The sequence below is a fragment of the Clostridium sulfidigenes genome, assembly GCF_000732635.1.
GTDB lineage: Bacteria > Bacillota > Clostridia > Clostridiales > Clostridiaceae > Clostridium_J > Clostridium_J sulfidigenes.
Genome location: NZ_JPMD01000030.1, coordinates 14,965 through 35,411, shown reverse-complemented (window position 1 = coordinate 35,411; position 20,447 = coordinate 14,965). Strand labels below are relative to the sequence as shown.

The window sequence follows — 20,447 nt, the reverse complement described above, 5'->3', positions numbered from 1 at the left end:
GCAAAATAAATATGTAAAGTGAGAAAAAGATATGAGATATGAAAGATTAGAAAAGCAAATAAATAGACTAGACAATGATATTGATTCTATGGGAGTAGCAAAGAAGTATTTATCAAATATTGATGAAATTAATGAGGTAATTAAAGAATTAAATGAAAAAAGAATAGGCCTTGCTAATGAGCTGTATTTTGAAGATCATTCATCCTATGCACAATGCTGTATAGAGATAAGCAACGTAATTGATAGACCTCTTGGTCAAGAAGCACAAGCTGAATTACTTGAGACTATAAAAGAAATCTTTGGAAGAAAGTCTCCAAATGTAAGCAAAAAAAGTTATGGGCTTAATGCTTGGCTTAAAGAACTTGATATAGAATATAAGTGGATTGAAAAAGAAAATGAAGATTGGGCTACCTTAATAATAAGTGGGTTTGGATTACACGAATAAACTAAAAATATATTCCTTTAATTTTATATTGACGAAATAAATATATTTGTATATTATAGATAATAATATCAATAATAGCTATGATGAGAAAAGTAGATATTTAATTTCTTTTACAGAGAGCTCCAGGTGCTGAAAAGGAGTAAAGAAGTATTTATCGAAACAAGGCTCTGAGCTTCATACGGATTCTTTAAAGATGATGCTATGACGTAGGTCTACGTTACAGGACTAGAGTATAAGTATTTTTAATACCGTACTTGATAAGATTGATATGGTGACATATCTATGAATTTAGGTGGCAACGCGAAGATATAACTCTCGCCCTAAGGACTATAACAGTCCTAGGGTGGGAGTTTTTTTTACGAGCAAAGCGAGAAAGTTGATTTAGCAACGTCACTTCAAATTTTATATTTGGTTAAGTGAAAAACTATAAAATCTTAAAATTAAAATTTATATATAAATTGGAGGTGAATTTAGTAAAGCTTGAGAAAAGCTTTACTAAGTGGATATGTGTAATGAAAATGATTCTTTAAACTTTGTAGATAGACTAGTGAAGGAAGATATTAATGAGGGGAAATGTGATGAAATTCATACTCGGTTTCCTCCTGAACCTAATGGATATCTCCATATAGGAAGTGCTTATGCAATAAATATAAGCTATGGAATTGCTAAAAAGTATAACGGAAAATTCAACTTAAGATTTGATGACACTAACCCAGGTAAAGAAGACCATGAGTATGTAGATGCTATTGTGGAAGATATGAAGTGGATGGGGTTTGACTATGAGGATAGACTTTTTTATGGTTCAGATTACAGTGGAAAAATATATAACTATGCTTTATATTTAATAAGAAAGGGAAAGGCTTATGTATGTAATTTAACTCCCGATGAAGTAAGAGAGTATAGGGGAACTTTAACAACACCAGGTAAAAATAGTCCTTATAGAGATAGAACTATTGAAGAAAACTTAGAGTTATTTGATAAAATGAAGTCTGGTAAATATAAAGAGGGAGAAGCTGTGTTAAGGGCAAAAATAGATATGGCAAGTCCCAATATGAATATGAGAGACCCAGTTATTTATAGAATATCCTATACGCAACACTATAAAACTGGTACTCAATGGTGTATATATCCTATGTATGACTATGCTCATCCAATTCAAGACTATATTGAAGGGGTTTCTCATTCTTTATGTTCTAATGAATTCAAAGATCATAGGCCTCTTTATGAATGGGTTTTAAATGAGTTAGATTTAGATAATCCAAAGCCAAGACAAATTGAATTTGGAAGAATGAATTTAAGTGGAGTAGTTACAAGTAAGAGATATTTAAAGATGTTAGTAGCTAGTGGAGAAGTTGATGGATGGGATGATCCAAGGCTTTCAACTTTAAAGGGAATGAGAAGAAGAGGGTATACACGAGAGGCAATTTTAAACTTTTTAAGAGAAATTGGAGTTGCTAAGGCTGATACTTTAGTAGATGTTGCTATGCTAGAGAACTCTTTAAGACAAGATTTGAAATTAAGGGTACCTTCTGTTATGGCAGTTCTTGATCCAATAAAAGTTGTAGTAACAAATTTGCCAGAAGAACATTTAGAGTATTTAACCATTGAAAATAATGGTGAAAATGAAGACTTAGGTAAGAGAGAGATGCCTTTTACTAAAGAATTGTATATTGAAAGAGAGGATTTTAGTGAAAATCCACCTAAGAAATATAATAGATTAGTATTAGATGGAGAAGTTAGACTTAAGGGAGCATATTTTATAAAGTGTAATGAGGTAATAAAGAATGAATCTGGTGAAATAGTAGAGCTTAGATGCAGCTATGATCCAGAGACTAAGAGTGGTAGCGGTTTTACTGGAAGAAAAGTTAAGGGAACAATTCACTGGGTAAGTGCAAAGTATGGAGTACCTTGTGAAGTTAGATTGTTTGAGAATTTATTTAATGATGCTCCATCTGGAGATAATTTATTTGAATATATAAATAAAAATTCCTTAGAAGTAAAGAAAAATGCAATTATTGAACCAGCAGCGCTTAGACTAAACGAAGAAGGTAGATTTCAATTTATAAGACATGGATACTTTATAAGAGATACTAGATTATCTAAAGAAAAGCTAGTATTTAATAGAACTGTATCTTTGAAGAACTCTTATAAAAAGTAAGTCAGTGTATATAAGAAAAATCCATTAGAAATAAAGTATAGAAAATAGCCCAAGGGATAAAGAAAATCCTTTGGGCTATTTTTATATAAGTAGGATAAGAAATTACATTAGTTTTTCCTGTATTATTTTGTGTAATTATCGAAATAACCTTGGATGAAGATTATAGGAGTTCCCTTATCTCCACTTCCAGAAGTTAAGTCAGATAATGAACCTATAAGATCAGTAAGTCTTCTTGGAGTAGTACCTTGTGATTCCATAGCACCTACTAAATCAGATTCTTTATTTTTAATATATTCAGAGATAGCAGACTTAAGTTCTTCACCTTTTAAATCAGCAAAGTTATTATCAGCAAGATATTTTAACTTAACTTCATTTGGTGTTCCTTCAAGTCCTGGAGTATATGCAGGTGATACAACTGGGTCTGCAAGTTCCCAAATCTTACCTACTGGGTCTTTGAATGCTCCATCTCCATAAATCATAACTTCAACAGTTTTTCCAGTTTTCTCTTTAATCATAGCCTGTATAGTATCAACTACTGGTTGGCAGTTACGAGGGAAAAGTTTAACTGTTTCCTCTGTAGATTTGTTTGAGCCTAAAAGTCCATAAGCTTCATTGAATCCACTACCATCAATTGATGAAGATAAAATATCATCAAGACTATAAATCTTTTCTCCACCATTTGCCTTAAGTATTTTCTTAGTTCTGAATCTAGTGTGAATGTCACAAGTAAGTACACTCTTTGTATAATCTAATATAGTTTTTGGATTATTTGAGAATATAACTTCACACTCTATCCCATAGCTTTCAACTAGAGATTTGTAATATTCAATATAATCAACACCGGTAAATGGATGTTTATTAAATCCAAAGTGTTCACGGAATTGCTTTTCAGTTAGAACATCTGTCCAAGGATTAACTCCTTTTTCATCTAGGATATCTAAGTCTACTAAATGGTTACCAACTTCATCAGAAGGATAGCTAAGCATTAAAACAATTTTCTTAGCACCCTTTGCAATACCACGAAGGCATATAGCAAAACGGTTACGGCTTAATATTGGGAATATTACTCCTACAGTATCTTCACCAAACTTTGAGCTTACATCTTTAGCAATATTGTCTATAGAAGCATAGTTTCCTTGTGCACGAGCAACTACAGATTCAGTTACAGTAACTACATCTTTATCGTTAATTGAGAAACCTTCAACTTTAGCAGCAGTTAGCACGCTATCTACAACGATTTCTTCAATGTTATCTCCTTTGTTTATGATTGGGCAACGAAGTCCTCTAACAACAGTTCCAACGACTCTTTCCAATTATAACATCTCCTTTATGTAAAATTACATTAATTTTTAAAACCTACACTTGTAATATACACCATTTTAGTGGTATAAGTAAAATAAATAGATTAAATAGTAGATATAAGGAGTGCTTATATGATAAGTAAATTAGATTTATATAAGGTGTTTTGTATGGTGGGAAAGCATGAAAGTTTTTCAAGAGCTGCTAAAGAGTTATACATGACTCAACCCGCAGTAAGTCAATCTATTATGCAATTAGAAAGAGAACTAGATATAAGGCTTTTCACAAGAACTTCTAAAGGGGTTATACTTACAAATGAGGGGCGAATTTTATTTGAATATGCTAGCTCTGCCATGAATTTGATACATGTTGGAGAAGATAAACTTTTAAAAATTAAAAATATGATGATAGGAGATTTAAAAATAGGTGTAGGAGATACCATATCAAGATATTTTTTATTACCCTATTTAGAACAATTTCACAAGGAATATCCCAATATTAAGTTTAAAATAATAAATGCCACAACCTTAGAGCTTTGTGCTAGTGTAAAGTCAGGGGAAATAGATATTGCAATTTGTAATTTTCCTATTGAAGATTCCGCACTGGAACTTAGAGAATGTATGGATATTCATGATATATTTGTCTGTGGAAATAAGTACAAGAACCGTTGCTCTAGACCCATTAGCCTCGAAGAAATAACAAAATTACCATTAATATTATTAGAATCTAAATCTATATCAAGGCAATATATAGAAAAATATATGTTATCTAAAGGAATTAAAATTACTGCTGAAATCGAATTAGGATCTTATGATTTATTATTAGAATTCGCAAGGGCAAACTTAGGAATAGCCTGTGTTATTAAAGAATTTTCAAAAGAATATTTAGAAAAGGGAACAGTATATAAAGTGAAATTAAAAGAAGAAATACCTAAAAGAAGTATAGGGCTATGTTTTTTAAAGAGTGTGTCCCTTTCTCCAGCAACTACAAAATTTATTGAAATACTAGAGCATAAAACAGACATATAGGACAAAAACATATACAAAAATAGAATATACCCTGAAAGCTTAACACACAAAATAGAGGATTACTTTACAGGGTATTTTGTATTAACTAAAAATGACTACTTACTTCTTCTCTTTCAATTCTTTTTACATCTTTTAATCTTAAATGAGTTACGTCCATAATTTTATCATAGGATTCGCCATCTATAAGCATTTGTTTAGCTTTTTCACGTAGCTCAGGGTTATCTTCTAATTTCATAAATTTAACCTCCTTCAACATTTTGTTCAACCTTATTTTGTGATTATTATAAAAAACTATTCATATATATAGGAGCGCAATTAGGTATTTATTGAATGGTATAGTTGAATTTGTAAATCCGCAATGTTATAATAAATATAATTTAATAGATAGCTAGGGGTGCCAATTTGGCTGAGAAGGAAAGTCCTAACTCTAAGAACCTGATATGGTTAGTACCATCGGAGGGAAGCAAATAATAAGTCTTATTTTTATATAAAATAAAAGTCTTGCTTATGCAAAATTAGTATTTTTATAAAAGCTTAAGTAAAGATATAATTTTAATTATTAATATCTAAACTTAAATAAGAAGATATTGTTATATGAGTTATTGAGATTCTCAACACCTAGCATTTGTTAGGTGTTTTTTATTTGTAAAAATAAGTTAGTTAATGTACATAGGTATTGAAAGAAGGTGAAAATATGAAGGTTAATGGAAAAAGTGTAGATATGAATGGAATAACTACTATAAGCAGTTTGCTAAGTAAGTTAGATGTTAATGAAGAAAAGGTAGTAGTGGAATTAAATAAAGAAATAGTACCAAGAGAAAATTATTGGGAAATATATTTAAAAGAGGAGGATATTATAGAAGTTATATCTTTTGTAGGGGGAGGCTAAAGAGAAATTATAAATATATTTCAAAAGACTTTTACAGAAAGATATAGAGTGGTGGATTTGTTTGAAAGAGAAAATTAAAATTAAAGTTAATGAAAACATAGAAGTAGTTAATAAGGGTGAAACTTGTCTTCGTTTAAAAGATAGGCTTAAGCCTAGTTGTGATGTGGTGATACTAAATGGATTTCCTTTAGTTAAAGATAAGATATTAAAGGAAGGTGACAACATTGTTTTTATAAAGAGAGGACAAGTTCCAAGTAGAAGTGAACTTAGAGGTGTTATGATGGCAAGGCATACACCAGGGGTACATGAAAAAGTATCAAAGGCAAGAGTAGCCATTGCGGGTGTAGGGGGCCTTGGGTCCAATATTGCTATATCCTTAGCTCGGTTAGGAGTGGGATTTATAAGAATAATAGATTTTGATGTGGTAGAACCATCAAATTTAAATAGACAGCAATACTTAATAAGAGATATAGGAGAATATAAGGTTATTGCTTTAAAAAAACAACTCTTAGACATAAATCCATTTATAGAGATAAATGAAAAAATCGAAAAAATAGAAAAGGGGAATATAAAAGAATTATTTGAAGATGTAGATATTGTGTTAGAAGCTTTTGATAGTGCAAATTGTAAAGCAATGTTGTGTAATGAGATATTAACTAAAGTTAAGGAATCAGTCCTTATAGCATCATCAGGTATGGCAGGTTTTTATTCTTCTAATGATATACAAACTAAAAAGATAAACAATAGGTTTTATATTTGTGGAGATGGAGTAAATGAAGCTAAAGAAGGATCTGGACTCATGGCACCAAGGGTAGCAATATGTGCAAATCATATGGCAAATATGGCACTTAGAATTATGTTGAAAGAAGGGGAAAGTTAAAATGGAAGATATGTTAAAAATAGGTGGAGTAGAATTGAAAAATAGATTATTTGTAGGTACAGGTAAGTATCCGTCTAATAAACTTATAAAGGAAGTCTTGAGTGAAAGTAATTCACAGGTTATTACCTTGGCCTTAAGAAGGATAGATTTAGATAATAAGGAAGAAGATATTTTATCTAATATACCTAAGAATGTTATTTTATTGCCCAATACATCAGGTGCAACTAATGCAGAAGAGGCAGTTAGGATTGCAAGAATTGCCAAAGCTATGGGATGTGGTAACTGGATAAAAATTGAGGTTATATCGGATTCAAAGTATCTGCTTCCGGATAATGAAGAAACTATAAAAGCTACAGAAATATTAGCTAAAGAAGGATTTACAGTACTCCCATATATGTGTCCAGATTTATATGCAGGGAGAAGATTAATAGAAGCGGGAGCATCGGCGGTTATGCCTTTAGGAGCACCTATAGGAAGTAATAGAGGTATAAGAACTAAGGAACTTATTGAAATAATGATAGATGAACTAGATATTCCAATTATAGTTGATGCTGGAATAGGAAAGCCATCACAAGCAATGGAAGCTATGGAAATGGGAGCAGCGGCATGTCTTGTTAATACAGCTATAGCTTCTTCAAAAAATCCAGCTAATATGGCAAAAGCCTTTAGTATGGCGGTAGAAGGTGGACGACTTGCTTATTTATCAAAATTTGGGACTGTTTCTAAAAGTGGAAATGCATCCTCACCACTCACAGGATTTTTAGGAGAGTAAAAAACTTTACATTAACGGAAAATTTGAGGAGATGAAAAAATGAGTTTTTATAGTACCATAGAAAAATTTAAGGATTTTGACTTTAATAGATATTGGAGTAGGGTAAAAGTAGAAGATGTAGAGAGAAGTATTAATGAAAAAAATCCAAATTATGAGGACTTGCTTAATTTATTATCACCAGTAGCAGAAAAAGTATTAGAAGATATGGCAGTAAAGGCAAGGGAATTATCATTAAGACACTTTGGAAGAACTATTTTATTATATACTCCAATTTATATTTCAAATTATTGTGTTAATAAATGCTCTTATTGTGGATATAATCTTGAAAATTCTATAAATAGAAAAAAGCTAACTTTGGAGGAAATAAAATCAGAATCAGAAGCAGTTGTTAAACAAGGATTTAAGCACATTATTCTATTAACAGGAGAAAGTCAAATTCATTCCCCAACTAGGTATATAGTAGATGCTATAAAAGTAATGAAAGAATACTTTCCATCTATAACCTTAGAGGTACAGCCTTTAAGTGAAGAGGATTATAAAAAAACTGTAGAAGTGGGAGCAGAAGGTCTTACTGTATACCAAGAAACCTATGATGAAGAAATTTATGATAGAGTTCATTTATCAGGACCTAAAAAGAATTATAAATTTAGATTAGATACTCCAGAAAGAGGAGCAAGAGCTGGAATGAGAAGTATAAGTATAGGAGCTCTTCTTGGACTAGGTGATTTTAGAAGAGATGCCTTTTTCACAGCTCTTCATGGAGAGTATATTAGAAAGAAATATCCCCATGTAGAAGTGACTTATTCACCTCCAAGAATCAGACCTTGTGAGGGAGGATTAAAGGAGTTAAATCCAGTGGAAGATAAAAAAATGGTACAAGTTATGTTAGCTTATAAAATCTTTGCACAGCAAAGTGGAATAAATGTTTCTACACGAGAAGATCATGAAATGAGAAAAAACCTTATACCTTTAGGAATCACCAAGATGAGTGCAGGTGTGTCTACAGAGGTTGGAGGTCATGCATTAAAAACTAAAGGTACATCACAATTTTCCATAAATGATGAAGGTTCAGTAGAAGAAATAAAAGAAATGATAATAGAAGCAGGGTTTCAACCAATATTTAAGGATTGGGAAAGAATTTGATTTACCTAATAACAAATAGGCATTTAGTTAGTGAAGAAAAATATTTTAAAACCCTGCAAGAAGCTTCACTGGCTGGTGTGGATAGAATAATATTAAGAGAAAAAGATTTAGATGATGAAGAATTAGAAAGGCTTTATTATAAAATAAAGGAGCTAGTAATTGGAAGTACTGAGATAATAATAAATTCTAATATGAAAATTTATGAAAAAGTAAAGGAAAGAACTGTTCATCTATCTTTTAAAGATTTTATGAATTTAGATAATAAAAAGAAATTTAATGTAGGAGTTTCTGTACATTCTTTAGAAGAAGGTATAAGGGCAGATAAAAAGGGGTGTAGTTATATACTAGCATCTCATATATTTTCTACCAAGTGTAAAGAAGGATTAAAACCTAAGGGCGTTGAATTTATTCAAGAATTAAAGAAAGTAGTTACTTGTCATATCATAGCTTTAGGTGGAATTTCAACAGAAAATGCTTCCAAGGTTATAGAAGCAGGAGCTGATGGAGTAGCATTAATGTCTACATTTTTTTATTGTGAAGACGTATATGATCTAGTTAGAACCTTAAAATACTAATAGTTATTTCTAAATAATAAAAATTATCCATTGCAAATATATCTTCTATTATAGTATCATTGTATTAAAGTTAGATTATTGAAATTTAAATTACAAGGGATATAGAAATAGAATACAAAATTAGAAGTTTTGCAATAATAGAAGATGGAGGTAATGAAAATGTTAAATATAGGATGTCACTTATCTACAACCAAGGGTTTTGAAAATATGGGAAAGGAAGCACTTTCAATAGGAGCTAATACCTTTCAATTTTTTACTAGAAATCCTAGGGGTGGAAAGGCAAAGGCCATAGATGAAAAAGATGTTGCTGCCCTTTTAAGAATAATGGAAGAAAATAAATTTACTACTATACTGGCTCATGCACCTTACACATTGAATGCTTGTTCAGCAGAAGAAAACACTAGAAAATTTGCATTAGAAATGATGACAGATGATTTATTAAGAATGGAGTACTTACCTAATAATTTATATAATTTTCACCCAGGTAGTCATGTTAAACAAGGTGTAGAAGTTGGGATTAATTATATTGTAGATATGCTTAATGCTGTTATTAAGCCGCAGCAGACTACTACTGTGTTATTAGAAACCATGGCAGGTAAGGGGACAGAAGTAGGGAGAAATTTTGAAGAAATAGCTGAAATTATTAATAGAGTAGAGCTAAAGGAGCATATGGGAGTGTGTCTTGATACCTGTCACGTATATGATGCAGGATATGATATAGTTAATAATTTAGATGGAGTTTTAGAAGAGTTTGATAGAATAATTGGATTAGAAAAATTAAAGGCAATTCATTTAAATGATAGCAAAAATCCTTTTGAAAGTCATAAGGACAGACATGAAAAAATTGGTGAAGGTTCTCTAGGAATTGAAGCCATTACTAATATTATTAATCATCCTAAATTATGTAACTTACCATTTTTCCTTGAAACCCCAAATGACCTTGAGGGGTATGGCAAAGAAATAGAAATATTAAGAAGAAAGGCTCTTAGCTAGCAGCTAAGAGTCTTCTTTCCTTATAATTACAAATTGCTTTGTTCTACCCATATTATAAGCAAGGCTTATCATAGACTTTTCTTCTTTAGTTAGACTTCTCTTGTACATTTTTTTAAATTGATCAAATACGCCATTCATATCAACTTTTTCTTTAACAGAAGAGGTACTTCTAGAAGGGTTAGTATATAATAAAGGCTTTATATTTTTATTGAAAATCTTCTTTAATACTTCTGCTGTATAATAAGCATCATTACTAGCGTCATGAAAATCACCATGAAGGGGTATATCCAAAAGCTCAATTGCATTTTTAAGTCCAATTTTTATACCTTTTTTACTATTAAAATATTTTGATGCATGGCTTTGCACGTCGATATATTTAAGTGGAAGAGAGTTAGTAGATATATTATGAAATTTTATATTTCGTAAAAGTTCTTTTATATCTACTATTCCCCATACACAGAGAACAGCTTCTTCTTCACCAATAAATTTAGTAAATTTATCGTAAATATTAGGAAAGGTTTCTGAAGAACTTATATCATTATTACTTATTTTGGTAAGGTTTTCCACATAAGGATGTAGAGTTGTGTGAATAGTTGGCTTAATTAAAAAATTAAATGTGGATATATTTTCGAAATCTTCATTCAATTTTAAAGCTCCTATTTGAATAATTTCAAAGGGGAGACTTAAATTATTGCTCTTTTCTACACCTTGATTTTTTTCTAAACAATGTTCTTTTTTATCTTCATATTTTTGATTAAATTCTAAGTCAAATATTATATAGTTCATTATATCACCACTTTTAACATATAAAATCAATTATCTTAGTATTGGTTATGTATTGATTAATTATTAAAAAACATAGAGTAACCAATACCGTACAACTATCTATAATAACAGAATTTGTATCAATTATATAGCTTTTATTATCTAAAAAGCATAAAAATAGGCTACCTTAAGATTAAATAAATTAACCCTAAGATAACCTTTTAAATTTAAGTTATAGCTTTTGAACATTCACAGCCATGGGGCCTTTAGCCCCATCAGTAATATCAAAAGTTACACTTTCACCTTCATGTAAATCTTTATTAGTTCCTTTTTCTTTTATTTGAGAATGATGTACAAATACATCATTGCCCTCATTACAAGAAATAAATCCATAACCCTTTCCTTCATCATACCATTTAACAATACCAGTTATACTAGACAATATTTATTCCTCCTTAAACAGTAAATTAACTTATAGTGTAGTATTTGAAAAAATTATGATTTTTAAACATAATAATAATTAATCTTAATAAAAAGAGATGAATAAATTTATTATTAAGAATTGTATGCTATTTAATAACAGTTAGATATTGATTTTTATCTACTACAACTTTCTTATGAGCTCTAAAATAATCAATGATAATGTCGGGCATTTCATTTAAGACTTCACCTACTACTCTACAATTTCTATAGAAATCATAACCACCTGCACCTGTTGCTCTATAGTTGTTCATGGCAAGGGTAAGGGTATCATTATCAAAAATGTCTTTACCCTTAAATTTCATTGAAACAACACGATTTCCTACTTCTTTGTTTATATCAAAGATATAACTCAAATTTGAGAAATAGTCATAGTTATAATGTTCTACCTTAGGTTTTAAGAAGCGGGTAGATACTTGTAATTCACCATCAATATTATCAAAGTAACTAGCGCATTTTTCAAGGGCAAGCTTTAAAGTTTTCCCATCTATTTCAATGATAGTTAGGGTATTAGGAAACATATATGTAGAAGTTATATCTCTTACTGTTACATTTTTATTAAAACCTTTTATTGAATTAGCAAAGGATGTAACTGAAATATCAGCACCACTTGCATCCAACTGTACTTGATTTATGAAATTAGCTAAATAAGAGCCATTCGTAGCCATGTTTATGTGAGTACTAGGCTGAAGTTCTATATCTAAAAATCCTACAGGTGTATCCAACCACTTTTGAACTTGTTTTTCTAAATTTAAGAATTTATAATACATAGCATTATTAGGATTAAGCTCTACTTTTTTTAATGAAGAACTTATATTTTTACTTAAATCATCATGAAACTCTAAGTTTAGTTCTAAAAATTTTGTCCCGTTGGGAGGGGTTTGAGCTATGTAGGTATTATGTAGATATTGTCCTGGAATTTCCATGTGTTGATGTCCAGTTAAAAGAATATGAAAATCAAATTCTTGACACAGTTTATATGCTATATTTTCATTAGTGTTGCTTAGTTTTTCATGGGATTCTAAATCATTTTCAAATCCACCATGATAAACTCCTATTACTAAATCACATTGTTTTTTAAGTTCTACATAATATTTTTTTACTGACTTAAAGGTATCCGTGATAGTGAAATTTTTTATATTTAAAGGCCTTTCCCATCTGTTTATAAAATCAGTGGTAAATCCCATTATGCCTACTTTTAACCCATTTTCCATGGTTTTAATATCATAAGGCAAAATACATATTTCTTTTGTTATATTATCTACATTAGTGCATAGGCATTTTCCATTTAAATTGCTAAGATATTTTTTCAAATAGTCATAGCCATAATTGAAATCATGATTTCCAAGAGTTACATAATCGTATTGACCTTCATTCATTACAGTTGCAAGTGGATGTATATCAAATTCATTATTACTTAGATAATTAGTTAAAGGAGAACCTTGAATTGTATCTCCACCATCTATGATTAGGGTATTTCCATCTTTTTCAAACTGATTAATTATATTTAATATACCCATATTCTTTTCAGTATCATCTCTATAATTTGTAGGATATATGTATCCGTGAATATCAGACGTAAAGTATATTTTTAATTTTTTCATTTTGTCACCTCATTATATTAAAAAACTGTATTTTATAAATTTTATCAATATTACTATAAAATATATATTATTTACATATAAAATCATCTTCGTAGATAAAATATCTAGTAAAAGTAAAATTTAAAGGTAATTTTATTAAGTTATATTATATAGAAATATTTACATTGAAAGAATAAAGTGCTAGAATAATGTTTAATATATTAAATATCATATAGCAATGATGAAGCTACGACTATTTCAATATTTTAGAGAGCTGATGATAGGTGAAAATCAGTATATTATATAGTCTTTCCACTTCGGAGCTACTGATGAAGAATCAGAGGGGAGTGCTCCTTAAAGCACAGTAAAGAGGTCACTAATGTGACAACTGGAGTGGTACCACGGGATATAATAGCTCTCGTCTCTATATTTATAGAGGCGGGAGTTTTTAATTTACAGCAAAATAAAAAGATTTAATATTAAAAAATTCATTTAGGAGGAATAAAAATGATAGATATTTATTTAATTAGAAAAAATCCTGAGAAGGTTAAAGCTGCACTTTTAAAGAGAATGGATAGTGTAGATTTTTCAGAGCTTTTACAGTGGGACGAAGAAAGAAGAAAAATATTAATACAGGTAGAAGAGCTTAAAAGCAACAAAAATAAGGTTTCTAAAGAGATTCCTATTCTTAAGAAAAGGGGAGAAAATGTAGAAGATTTATATGAAGAAATGAAAGTAGTTAGCAAAGAGATAAAGGAATATGATGAGAAACTTCAAGAGATGGAAGAAAAGATAAATACATTTATGGAAAGCCTTCCGAATATACCCGATGAGGATGTAGTAGCAGGTGGAAAAGAAAATAACAAGGTAGTTAGAGAATTTGGAGAAAAGCCTAATTTCGATTTCCAAATTAAAGATCATGTAGAACTTGCTAAAGTTCATGAGCTTATTGATTATGAAAGAGGAGTTAAGCTTGGAGGTAATGGATTTTGGATATATAAAGGTGTAGGAGCTATGTTAGAATGGGCTTTACTTAATTATTTTATAGAAGAGCATATAAAAGACGGATATGAATTTATCCTGCCTCCGCATATATTAAACTATCAATGTGGTCTTTCAGCAGGTCAGTTTCCTAAATTTGTTGATGAAGTATTTACAGTAGGGGACAAAAAAGATAAAGAAAGTATGCAATTTATGCTTCCTACAGCAGAGACTGCCTTAATAAATCTTTATAGAGGAGAAATTTTAAAAGAAGAAGAATTACCGAAGAAATTGTTTGCTTATACTCCTTGTTATCGTGTTGAAGCTGGAAGCTATAGAAAATCTGAAAGAGGTATGATAAGAGGACATCAGTTTAATAAAATAGAAATGTTCCAATATACAAAACCTGAGGATTCAGATGAAGCTTTAGAAGAATTAATTAAAAAAGCTGAAGCTCTGGTAAAAGGCTTAGGACTACATTATAGACTAGTAAAGCTGGCAGCTAAAGATTGTAGTGCATCTATGGCGAAGACCTATGATATAGAAGTATGGATACCGAGTATGAATGAATATAAAGAGATAAGTTCAGCTTCTAATGCAAGAGATTATCAGGCAAGAAGGGGTATGATAAGATTTAGAAGAGAAGATGGTAATAAGGTAGAATATCTAAATACCTTAAATGCATCAGGGTTAGCTACAAGCAGATTATTACCTGCAATACTAGAACAATATCAACAGGAGGACGGAAGTGTTATAGTACCAGAAGTATTGAGAAAGTGGATAGGTAAAGAAAAAATATAGAAATATTTACAATATATAATAAGTAAAATATGATTATTAAATTTTTAAGTATATAGAGCCTTATAAAGCTAAGGTTGTAATTATTAAAAGTGCTAAAACTATAATTAAAGAAATATAAGATAAGAACTTTTAAGCAACTATTGAATATTATGTAATTATAATGAATTATTTCGAGGGTGGAGGAAAGTTTAATGAATCCTTATGAGCTAATAACTAAGATTAAGGGAAAAATGAAGGACCCTAATTTTGCAGCTAGATTTAATAATGCAGCCAATGTAGTAAATAATATACCAGGACTACAACAAGAGATAATTAGGATAGCCCAGATCAATGATCCAAAGGCTCAAGATGCAGCAATAGAAAAATTACCTAGAGAAGCTAAGCAAGCTGTTCAAGAAATATTAAGTTTATTGAATATGTAGTAGTTTAAATTAAATAAGAAAATATTTAATGAAATAAACCAGGGATATTACAATATCTCTGGTTTATTTTCTGAGAAATATTATTGGATAAATAACACTAAATATCGCTTATAAAATTTTAATTAAAAAGATTTGTAAGAATATATTGAAATTATTTATGTAAGATGATATTATGAGTTTGACAAGTTAATAACAATTTTCGGGGCAGGGTGAAATTCCCTACCGGCGGTATAGCCCGCGAGCCATTTTGGCATGACTTGGTGAGATTCCAAGGCCGACAGTAAAGTCTGGATGTGAGAAAATTATTTGTAAGTATAGTAATTACTATAGTTATTTTATCCGATGACTACCAGCTCTAATATTCCCATCTTCTCTAAAGTGGGAGTTAAGAGCTATTACGTCCCTGGATAACGGTTTCTAAAGCTTCAGAGAAGCTAAGAACTCTGTTAATATAACTATAATTTTTAGTTTATGTGCTCTGAAATATATATATATTTCAGAGATTTTTTATTTTACGATTAATATTAAATTTTTAATATTAATTATAAAACAAACTAAAATTTACTAGAAATATGAATAAAAATTTAGCCCCAGGGTATTATACTTGGGGCTTTTATTTTATTTAAATAAGGATGTGATTTTATGGATGAAAATTATATGAGACTGGCTTTGACATTAGCAGAGAAGGGACGGGGAAGGGTTAATCCTAATCCAATGGTAGGTGCTGTAATTGTTAAAAATGGAGCTATTATTGGTAAAGGATATCATCAGGTCTATGGACATAACCATGCGGAGGTTAATGCATTTAAAGATGCTAAAGAAGATACTTTGGGAGCAACTCTTTATGTAACCTTAGAGCCCTGTTCTCATCATGGGAAAACACCACCTTGCGTAGATAAAATCATAGACAAAAAAATAAAGAGAGTAGTAATTGGAGCTTTAGATCCAAATCCATTAGTGGCGGGTAGAGGAGTTAAAAAGCTTAGAGACTCTGGAATAGTTGTAGATATAGGAGTTTTGGAAAAGGAGTGTATTGCTTTAAATGAAATATTTATGAAGTATATTTCTACAAAGAAACCCTTTGTAATTATGAAAACTGCCATGTCACTAGATGGTAAGATAGCTACTCAATATGGGGAATCAAAGTGGATAACTGGAGAAGCTTCAAGAAAAAATGTGCATAATTTGAGAAATGACCTAATGGGAATAATGGTTGGAGCTAATACGGTTATTAAGGATAATCCAGAGTTGACTTGTAGGGTACTAGGAGGGAAAAACCCTATAAGAATAATTTTAGATAGCTCTCTTAGAATTCCTTTAAATTCTAAAGTTATAGAGGATAAGAAGGCAAGAACTATTATAGTAACTACGGAAAAAGCTTCAAAGGAAAAAATATCTATTTACACTGAGAGGGGTGTAGAGGTGGTGGTTATTCCTTCTAAAGAGGGAAAAGTTAATTTGGAGAAGTTAGTGGAGACTTTAGGTGAAATGAACATTGATAGTATTCTTCTTGAAGGAGGGGGAACCTTAAACTTCGAAGCCCTAAAAGCTGGAATAGTAGATAAAATTCAAATTTACATTGCACCAAAATTTATTGGAGGAGAAAAGTCTAAAACTCCAGTAGAGGGAATTGGAATAAAAGTTCTAGAAGAAGCCTATGGAGTAGAGAGTATAAGGGTAGGTACTATAGGAGAAGATATTTTAATAGAAGGATACATGAAGGAGAGATGGAAGCCTTGTTTACAGGAATAGTTGAAGAGGTAGGAGAAATTAGAGGAATAAAAAAGGGGGAAAAATCTTCCATACTTTCAATTAAAGCTAATAAAGTTATTGAAGATGTAAAGTTAGGACATAGTATTTGTACCAATGGAGTATGCTTAACAGTAACAAATATATATGGAAATATATTTGATGCTGATGTTATGGCTGAAACTTTAAGAAGAAGTAATTTAGGGGAATTAAAGGTTGGAAGCAAAGTAAATTTAGAAAGAGCCTTAAGTGCTAAAGGAAGATTTGGAGGACATATAGTAAGTGGACATATAGATGGCGTTGGGAAAATTGTTTCCCTGGAAAAGGAAGATAATGCAATATGGGTTACCATAGGGGCTAAGGAAAACATTTTACAGTATATAGTTGAAAAAGGTTCTATTGCCATTGATGGAATAAGTCTTACTGTGGCCTATGTAGATGATAAGGTATTTAAAGCATCTATAATTCCACATACTGGAAAAGAAACTATATTATTATCTAAAACCATTGAAGATACTGTAAATCTTGAATGTGATGTTATAGGTAAATATGTAGAAAAACTTTTAACATTTCAAAGTGATAAAAAAATAGAAAAAAAAAGATTCCATTAATGAAGACTTTCTTAAAGAAAATGGATTCTTATAAGATTAAATAGGGAGGGTTAAACATGTCAGAATTTTACACGATTGAAGAAGCAATTAAGGATATTAAAGAAGGGAAGATGGTTATAGTTATTGATGATCCCGATAGAGAAAATGAGGGAGATCTATTAATGGCTGCTGAAAAGGTTACTCCAGAAGCTATAAATTTTATGGCTAAGTTTGGGAGAGGTCTTATATGTATGCCATTGGAGGGAGAAAGACTTAGAGATTTAAAAATTGAGCCCATGGTTGAAAAAAAATACAGATAATCATGAAACTGCATTTACAGTATCCGTAGATCATATTAGTACAACTACAGGAATATCTGCCTATGAGAGAGCTTTAACTATTCAGAAGATTTTAGATGAAGATAGCATAGGAAAAGACTTTAGAAGACCAGGGCATATATTTCCTCTACAAGCTAGAGATGGAGGTGTATTAAAAAGAGTAGGACATACTGAGGCAGCAGTGGATTTAGCCAAAATGGCAGGTTTAAAGCCAGCAGGAGTAATTTGTGAAATTATGAGTGAAGATGGAACTATGGCTAGGACTGAGGAACTTTTAGAATTTGGTAAACTACATAATATTAAAGTAATAACTATAGCAGATTTAGTAAGATATAGAAGAAAGACAGAAGTATTAGTGGAAATGGCAGCAGCAGTAGATATGCCTACAAAATACGGTAATTTTAAAATGTATGGTTTTATTAATAAATTGAATGGAGAACATCATGTGGCATTAGTTAAAGGAGAAATTGATAAGAACAGACCAATTTTAACAAGGCTTCATTCTGAATGCTTAACTGGAGACGTCCTTGGATCTAATAGATGTGATTGTGGAGAGCAATTGGCAGAAGCTTTAAGGAGAATTGAAGAAGAAGGCTGCGGGATACTTTTATATATGCGACAAGAGGGAAGAGGCATAGGACTTATAAATAAATTAAAGGCCTACGATTTACAAGACCATGGATATGATACAGTAGAGGCAAATATTAAACTTGGATTTCCTGCAGACCTTAGAGATTATGGAATAGGAGCTCAAATTCTTAGAGAGTTAGGAGCTAAAAAACTTAGACTTATGACTAATAATCCCAAGAAAATTAAAGGATTAGATGGATATGATATTGAGGTGGTAGAGAGAGTCCCAATCCAAATCAATTACAATAAAGACAATGAATTTTATTTAAAAACTAAACAAAATAAAATGGACCACATACTTAGTTACCAGTAATGCTCTAAATCTATGATTTAGTATAAATTATAATATAATCTAGGAGGAATAATGATGAAAATATTTGAAGGAAATTTAGTTGCGCAAGGATTAAGAGTTGGAATAGTAGTAGGAAGATTTAACGAGTTTATTGTATCTAAACTTTTAGGTGGAGCCATTGATGGACTTAAAAGACATGGAGTAGAAGAAGATAACATTGAAGTGGCATGGGTGCCAGGAGCTTTTGAATTACCACTTGTAGCAAAAAAAATGGCTCAAAATGAAAATTATGATGCAATTATATGCCTTGGAGCAGTTATTAAGGGCTCTACACCACATTTCGATTACGTTTGTGCTGAAGCTTCAAAAGGAATAGCATCAGTATCTCTTAGTACAGAGAAACCAGTTATTTTTGGAGTTTTAACAACGGACACTATAGAGCAGGCTATAGAAAGAGCCGGAACTAAAGCAGGTAATAAGGGCTACGATGCAGCAGTAACAGCTATAGAAATGGCAAATTTATTAAAAAGTTTCTAATTAAAAGTTTGATTATGAAAATATAATAAAATTATTTAATTTAATAGTCAGTATATGATAAAATTCCCTATAAAAATATATAAATAGCTATATATTTTATAGGGAAATAGTTATATATATAACTATTTAAATATTTAACTATTTAAATAGTTGTTTTATTCATGCGGGGTTCAGATGATTTCTCATCTAAAGGGTGTAATTAAATTACACAGAAAGCAGAGAAAATTGACAAAAGATGTAATCAATGCTATGCTTTAAGAAATTAAATATTTAGGGAGCTTGTATAACAGGCTGAGAGGAAGCAAAAAGTAGCTTCGACCTATAACCTGATTTGGATAATGCCAACGTAGGGAATTACATTAAAAATATTAATGGGACATACTATTTGGTATGTCCCATATTTTTTTAGATTCTACAAAATTCTGTTAAGGAAGTGTATGAAATGAGTATAAGTAAAAGTCAAATGAAGTTATATGTAGTAACGGATAGAAGTTGGTTAGATGGAAAATTATTTACTGAAGAAATCGAAAAAACTTTACAAGGAGGAGCTACATTAATTCAGCTAAGAGAAAAAAATTTATCCTATGATGAATTTCTAAAGGAAGGAAAAGAGATAAAGAAGATTACAGATAAATATAATATTCCTTTAATTATTAATGATAATGTGGAAATAGCTATAAGTATTGATGCATCTGGGGTTCATATAGGTCAAAGTGATATGGATGCAGCAGAAGTGAAGAAGCTGATAGGTAAAGATAAAATTTTAGGAGTTACAGCAAAAACTGTGGAACAAGCTATTAAAGCAGAAAAAGATGGGGCAAGTTATATTGGAGTTGGAGCAGCTTTTTCAACTTCAACTAAATTAGATACTAGAGTAATAACCTTTGAAACCATTAAAAATATATGCAAATCTGTAACTATACCAGTGGTGGCTATTGGAGGTATAGATGAGAATAATATTATGAACCTAAAAGGCTTAGGAATACATGGAGTTGCTTTAGTGTCTTCAATATTTTCTAAAGAAGATGTGCTATTAGCAACAAAACAAATGTTAGAGTTAACTGAATGTATGCTAACTCAATAGATTAGACATGGGA

20 protein-coding genes, 1 pseudogene, 3 riboswitches and 2 other annotated features are annotated in these 20,447 nt (G+C 30.7%); of the genes and pseudogenes, 16 read left to right on the top strand and 5 right to left on the bottom strand.

Features of this window, described 5'->3' with window-relative positions:
- Positions 1–31 precede the first annotated feature (31 nt).
- Together IO99_RS12230 and IO99_RS12225 are read left to right on the top strand one after the other, a co-directional pair.
- Entirely contained in the window at positions 32–445 is a 414-nt protein-coding gene (locus IO99_RS12230) for a hypothetical protein (RefSeq protein WP_035133824.1), read from the top strand.
- 71 nt (positions 446–516) lie between these two features.
- Positions 517–771 (top strand) — a binding site (T-box leader).
- 179 nt (positions 772–950) lie between these two features.
- Positions 951–2,603, top strand: a complete 1,653-nt coding sequence (locus tag IO99_RS12225; RefSeq protein ID WP_035133873.1) for a glutamine--tRNA ligase/YqeY domain fusion protein — start codon at positions 951–953, stop codon at positions 2,601–2,603.
- A gap of 122 nt (positions 2,604–2,725) precedes the next feature.
- On the opposite strand, the gene IO99_RS12220 is transcribed toward IO99_RS12225, so the two are convergent.
- Positions 2,726–3,916 carry a coenzyme F420-0:L-glutamate ligase gene (locus tag IO99_RS12220; protein WP_035133822.1) on the bottom strand — a complete coding sequence of 397 codons (1,191 nt, stop codon included), beginning with the start codon at positions 3,914–3,916 and terminating at the stop codon, positions 2,726–2,728.
- 120 nt (positions 3,917–4,036) lie between these two features.
- Between IO99_RS12220 and IO99_RS12215 the strand changes: the two genes are divergently transcribed.
- Complete coding sequence (locus tag IO99_RS12215; RefSeq protein ID WP_035133820.1) at positions 4,037–4,930, top strand: LysR family transcriptional regulator; 894 nt, start codon at positions 4,037–4,039, stop codon at positions 4,928–4,930.
- 85 nt (positions 4,931–5,015) lie between these two features.
- Here IO99_RS12215 and IO99_RS19345 read toward each other — a convergent pair whose 3' ends face one another.
- The gene (locus IO99_RS19345) at positions 5,016–5,165 is read right to left on the bottom strand and encodes a hypothetical protein (protein WP_167402733.1); all 150 of its coding nucleotides are present in this window, start codon (positions 5,163–5,165) and stop codon (positions 5,016–5,018) included.
- Positions 5,166–5,310: 145 nt separating this feature from the next.
- A riboswitch (TPP riboswitch) is annotated at positions 5,311–5,409 on the top strand.
- A gap of 215 nt (positions 5,410–5,624) precedes the next feature.
- Here IO99_RS19345 and thiS point away from each other — a divergent pair.
- The 6 genes from thiS to IO99_RS12185 all read left to right on the top strand — a co-directional run bounded on the left by thiS (position 5,625) and on the right by IO99_RS12185 (position 10,182).
- Positions 5,625–5,819, top strand: coding sequence for a sulfur carrier protein ThiS (gene thiS, locus IO99_RS12210; RefSeq protein ID WP_035133818.1), 195 nt, complete (start codon positions 5,625–5,627; stop codon positions 5,817–5,819).
- 73 nt (positions 5,820–5,892) lie between these two features.
- Positions 5,893–6,699: a sulfur carrier protein ThiS adenylyltransferase ThiF gene (thiF, locus tag IO99_RS12205; RefSeq protein ID WP_035133872.1), complete on the top strand. Its 807-nt coding sequence runs from the start codon at positions 5,893–5,895 to the stop codon at positions 6,697–6,699.
- A 1-nt stretch (position 6,700) separates the two neighbouring features.
- On the top strand, positions 6,701–7,471 hold the full coding sequence (locus IO99_RS12200) for a thiazole synthase (protein WP_035133816.1): 771 nt from the start codon (positions 6,701–6,703) through the stop codon (positions 7,469–7,471).
- A gap of 39 nt (positions 7,472–7,510) precedes the next feature.
- Positions 7,511–8,614: a 2-iminoacetate synthase ThiH gene (gene thiH / locus IO99_RS12195; protein ID WP_035133814.1), complete on the top strand. Its 1,104-nt coding sequence runs from the start codon at positions 7,511–7,513 to the stop codon at positions 8,612–8,614.
- Entirely contained in the window at positions 8,611–9,189 is a 579-nt protein-coding gene (locus IO99_RS12190; protein ID WP_242844125.1) for a thiamine phosphate synthase, read from the top strand. The genes thiH and IO99_RS12190 overlap by 4 nt, the downstream gene beginning before the upstream one ends.
- A gap of 159 nt (positions 9,190–9,348) precedes the next feature.
- Positions 9,349–10,182 carry a deoxyribonuclease IV gene (locus IO99_RS12185; protein ID WP_035133812.1) on the top strand — a complete coding sequence of 278 codons (834 nt, stop codon included), beginning with the start codon at positions 9,349–9,351 and terminating at the stop codon, positions 10,180–10,182.
- A gap of 3 nt (positions 10,183–10,185) precedes the next feature.
- On the opposite strand, the gene IO99_RS12180 is transcribed toward IO99_RS12185, so the two are convergent.
- The 3 genes from IO99_RS12180 to IO99_RS12170 all read right to left on the bottom strand — a co-directional run bounded on the left by IO99_RS12180 (position 10,186) and on the right by IO99_RS12170 (position 13,031).
- Positions 10,186–10,968, bottom strand: a complete 783-nt coding sequence (locus IO99_RS12180) for a 3'-5' exonuclease (RefSeq protein ID WP_035133810.1) — start codon at positions 10,966–10,968, stop codon at positions 10,186–10,188.
- A gap of 211 nt (positions 10,969–11,179) precedes the next feature.
- Positions 11,180–11,389: a cold-shock protein gene (locus IO99_RS12175; protein WP_035133808.1), complete on the bottom strand. Its 210-nt coding sequence runs from the start codon at positions 11,387–11,389 to the stop codon at positions 11,180–11,182.
- A 127-nt stretch (positions 11,390–11,516) separates the two neighbouring features.
- Positions 11,517–13,031, bottom strand: a complete 1,515-nt coding sequence (locus tag IO99_RS12170) for a bifunctional metallophosphatase/5'-nucleotidase (protein ID WP_035133806.1) — start codon at positions 13,029–13,031, stop codon at positions 11,517–11,519.
- 208 nt (positions 13,032–13,239) lie between these two features.
- Positions 13,240–13,439, top strand: a binding site (T-box leader).
- 78 nt (positions 13,440–13,517) lie between these two features.
- On the opposite strand from IO99_RS12170, the gene serS reads away from it, so the two are divergent.
- From serS to thiE, 7 genes and pseudogenes are all read left to right on the top strand, one after another.
- Positions 13,518–14,792 carry a serine--tRNA ligase gene (gene serS, locus IO99_RS12165; protein ID WP_035133805.1) on the top strand — a complete coding sequence of 425 codons (1,275 nt, stop codon included), beginning with the start codon at positions 13,518–13,520 and terminating at the stop codon, positions 14,790–14,792.
- 191 nt (positions 14,793–14,983) lie between these two features.
- Positions 14,984–15,214, top strand: a complete 231-nt coding sequence (locus IO99_RS12160) for a hypothetical protein (RefSeq protein ID WP_035133802.1) — start codon at positions 14,984–14,986, stop codon at positions 15,212–15,214.
- Positions 15,215–15,405: 191 nt separating this feature from the next.
- Positions 15,406–15,521, top strand: a riboswitch (FMN riboswitch).
- A 335-nt stretch (positions 15,522–15,856) separates the two neighbouring features.
- Positions 15,857–16,966, top strand: a complete 1,110-nt coding sequence (gene ribD, locus IO99_RS12155; RefSeq protein WP_035133801.1) for a bifunctional diaminohydroxyphosphoribosylaminopyrimidine deaminase/5-amino-6-(5-phosphoribosylamino)uracil reductase RibD — start codon at positions 15,857–15,859, stop codon at positions 16,964–16,966.
- Positions 16,942–17,574 carry a riboflavin synthase gene (locus IO99_RS12150; protein ID WP_341349089.1) on the top strand — a complete coding sequence of 211 codons (633 nt, stop codon included), beginning with the start codon at positions 16,942–16,944 and terminating at the stop codon, positions 17,572–17,574. The genes ribD and IO99_RS12150 overlap by 25 nt, the downstream gene beginning before the upstream one ends.
- A 56-nt stretch (positions 17,575–17,630) precedes the next feature.
- Positions 17,631–18,834 (top strand): annotated as a pseudogene (locus IO99_RS12145) (bifunctional 3,4-dihydroxy-2-butanone-4-phosphate synthase/GTP cyclohydrolase II).
- A gap of 54 nt (positions 18,835–18,888) precedes the next feature.
- Entirely contained in the window at positions 18,889–19,350 is a 462-nt protein-coding gene (ribH, locus tag IO99_RS12140) for a 6,7-dimethyl-8-ribityllumazine synthase (protein WP_035133799.1), read from the top strand.
- Between the two features lie 261 nt (positions 19,351–19,611).
- Positions 19,612–19,720, top strand: a riboswitch (TPP riboswitch).
- 72 nt (positions 19,721–19,792) lie between these two features.
- Positions 19,793–20,434, top strand: a complete 642-nt coding sequence (gene thiE, locus IO99_RS12135; protein ID WP_035133798.1) for a thiamine phosphate synthase — start codon at positions 19,793–19,795, stop codon at positions 20,432–20,434.
- The last annotated feature ends 13 nt before the right edge of the window (positions 20,435–20,447 follow it).

What these genes read in the sequence shown, in the direction of transcription:
- IO99_RS12230 (WP_035133824.1), top strand. Translation starts at nt 32, where the DNA reads ATGAGATATGAAAGATTAGAAAAGCAAATAAATAGACTAGACAATGAT.
- IO99_RS12225 (WP_035133873.1), top strand. Translation starts at nt 951, where the DNA reads ATGTGTAATGAAAATGATTCTTTAAACTTTGTAGATAGACTAGTGAAG.
- IO99_RS12215 (WP_035133820.1), top strand. Translation starts at nt 4,037, where the DNA reads ATGATAAGTAAATTAGATTTATATAAGGTGTTTTGTATGGTGGGAAAG.
- IO99_RS19345 (WP_167402733.1), bottom strand. Translation starts at nt 5,165, where the DNA reads ATGAAATTAGAAGATAACCCTGAGCTACGTGAAAAAGCTAAACAAATG.
- thiS (WP_035133818.1), top strand. Translation starts at nt 5,625, where the DNA reads ATGAAGGTTAATGGAAAAAGTGTAGATATGAATGGAATAACTACTATA.
- IO99_RS12200 (WP_035133816.1), top strand. Translation starts at nt 6,701, where the DNA reads ATGGAAGATATGTTAAAAATAGGTGGAGTAGAATTGAAAAATAGATTA.
- thiH (WP_035133814.1), top strand. Translation starts at nt 7,511, where the DNA reads ATGAGTTTTTATAGTACCATAGAAAAATTTAAGGATTTTGACTTTAAT.
- IO99_RS12185 (WP_035133812.1), top strand. Translation starts at nt 9,349, where the DNA reads ATGTTAAATATAGGATGTCACTTATCTACAACCAAGGGTTTTGAAAAT.
- IO99_RS12180 (WP_035133810.1), bottom strand. Translation starts at nt 10,968, where the DNA reads ATGAACTATATAATATTTGACTTAGAATTTAATCAAAAATATGAAGAT.
- IO99_RS12170 (WP_035133806.1), bottom strand. Translation starts at nt 13,031, where the DNA reads ATGAAAAAATTAAAAATATACTTTACGTCTGATATTCACGGATACATA.
- serS (WP_035133805.1), top strand. Translation starts at nt 13,518, where the DNA reads ATGATAGATATTTATTTAATTAGAAAAAATCCTGAGAAGGTTAAAGCT.
- IO99_RS12160 (WP_035133802.1), top strand. Translation starts at nt 14,984, where the DNA reads ATGAATCCTTATGAGCTAATAACTAAGATTAAGGGAAAAATGAAGGAC.
- ribD (WP_035133801.1), top strand. Translation starts at nt 15,857, where the DNA reads ATGGATGAAAATTATATGAGACTGGCTTTGACATTAGCAGAGAAGGGA.
- IO99_RS12150 (WP_341349089.1), top strand. Translation starts at nt 16,942, where the DNA reads ATGGAAGCCTTGTTTACAGGAATAGTTGAAGAGGTAGGAGAAATTAGA.
- ribH (WP_035133799.1), top strand. Translation starts at nt 18,889, where the DNA reads ATGAAAATATTTGAAGGAAATTTAGTTGCGCAAGGATTAAGAGTTGGA.
- thiE (WP_035133798.1), top strand. Translation starts at nt 19,793, where the DNA reads ATGAGTATAAGTAAAAGTCAAATGAAGTTATATGTAGTAACGGATAGA.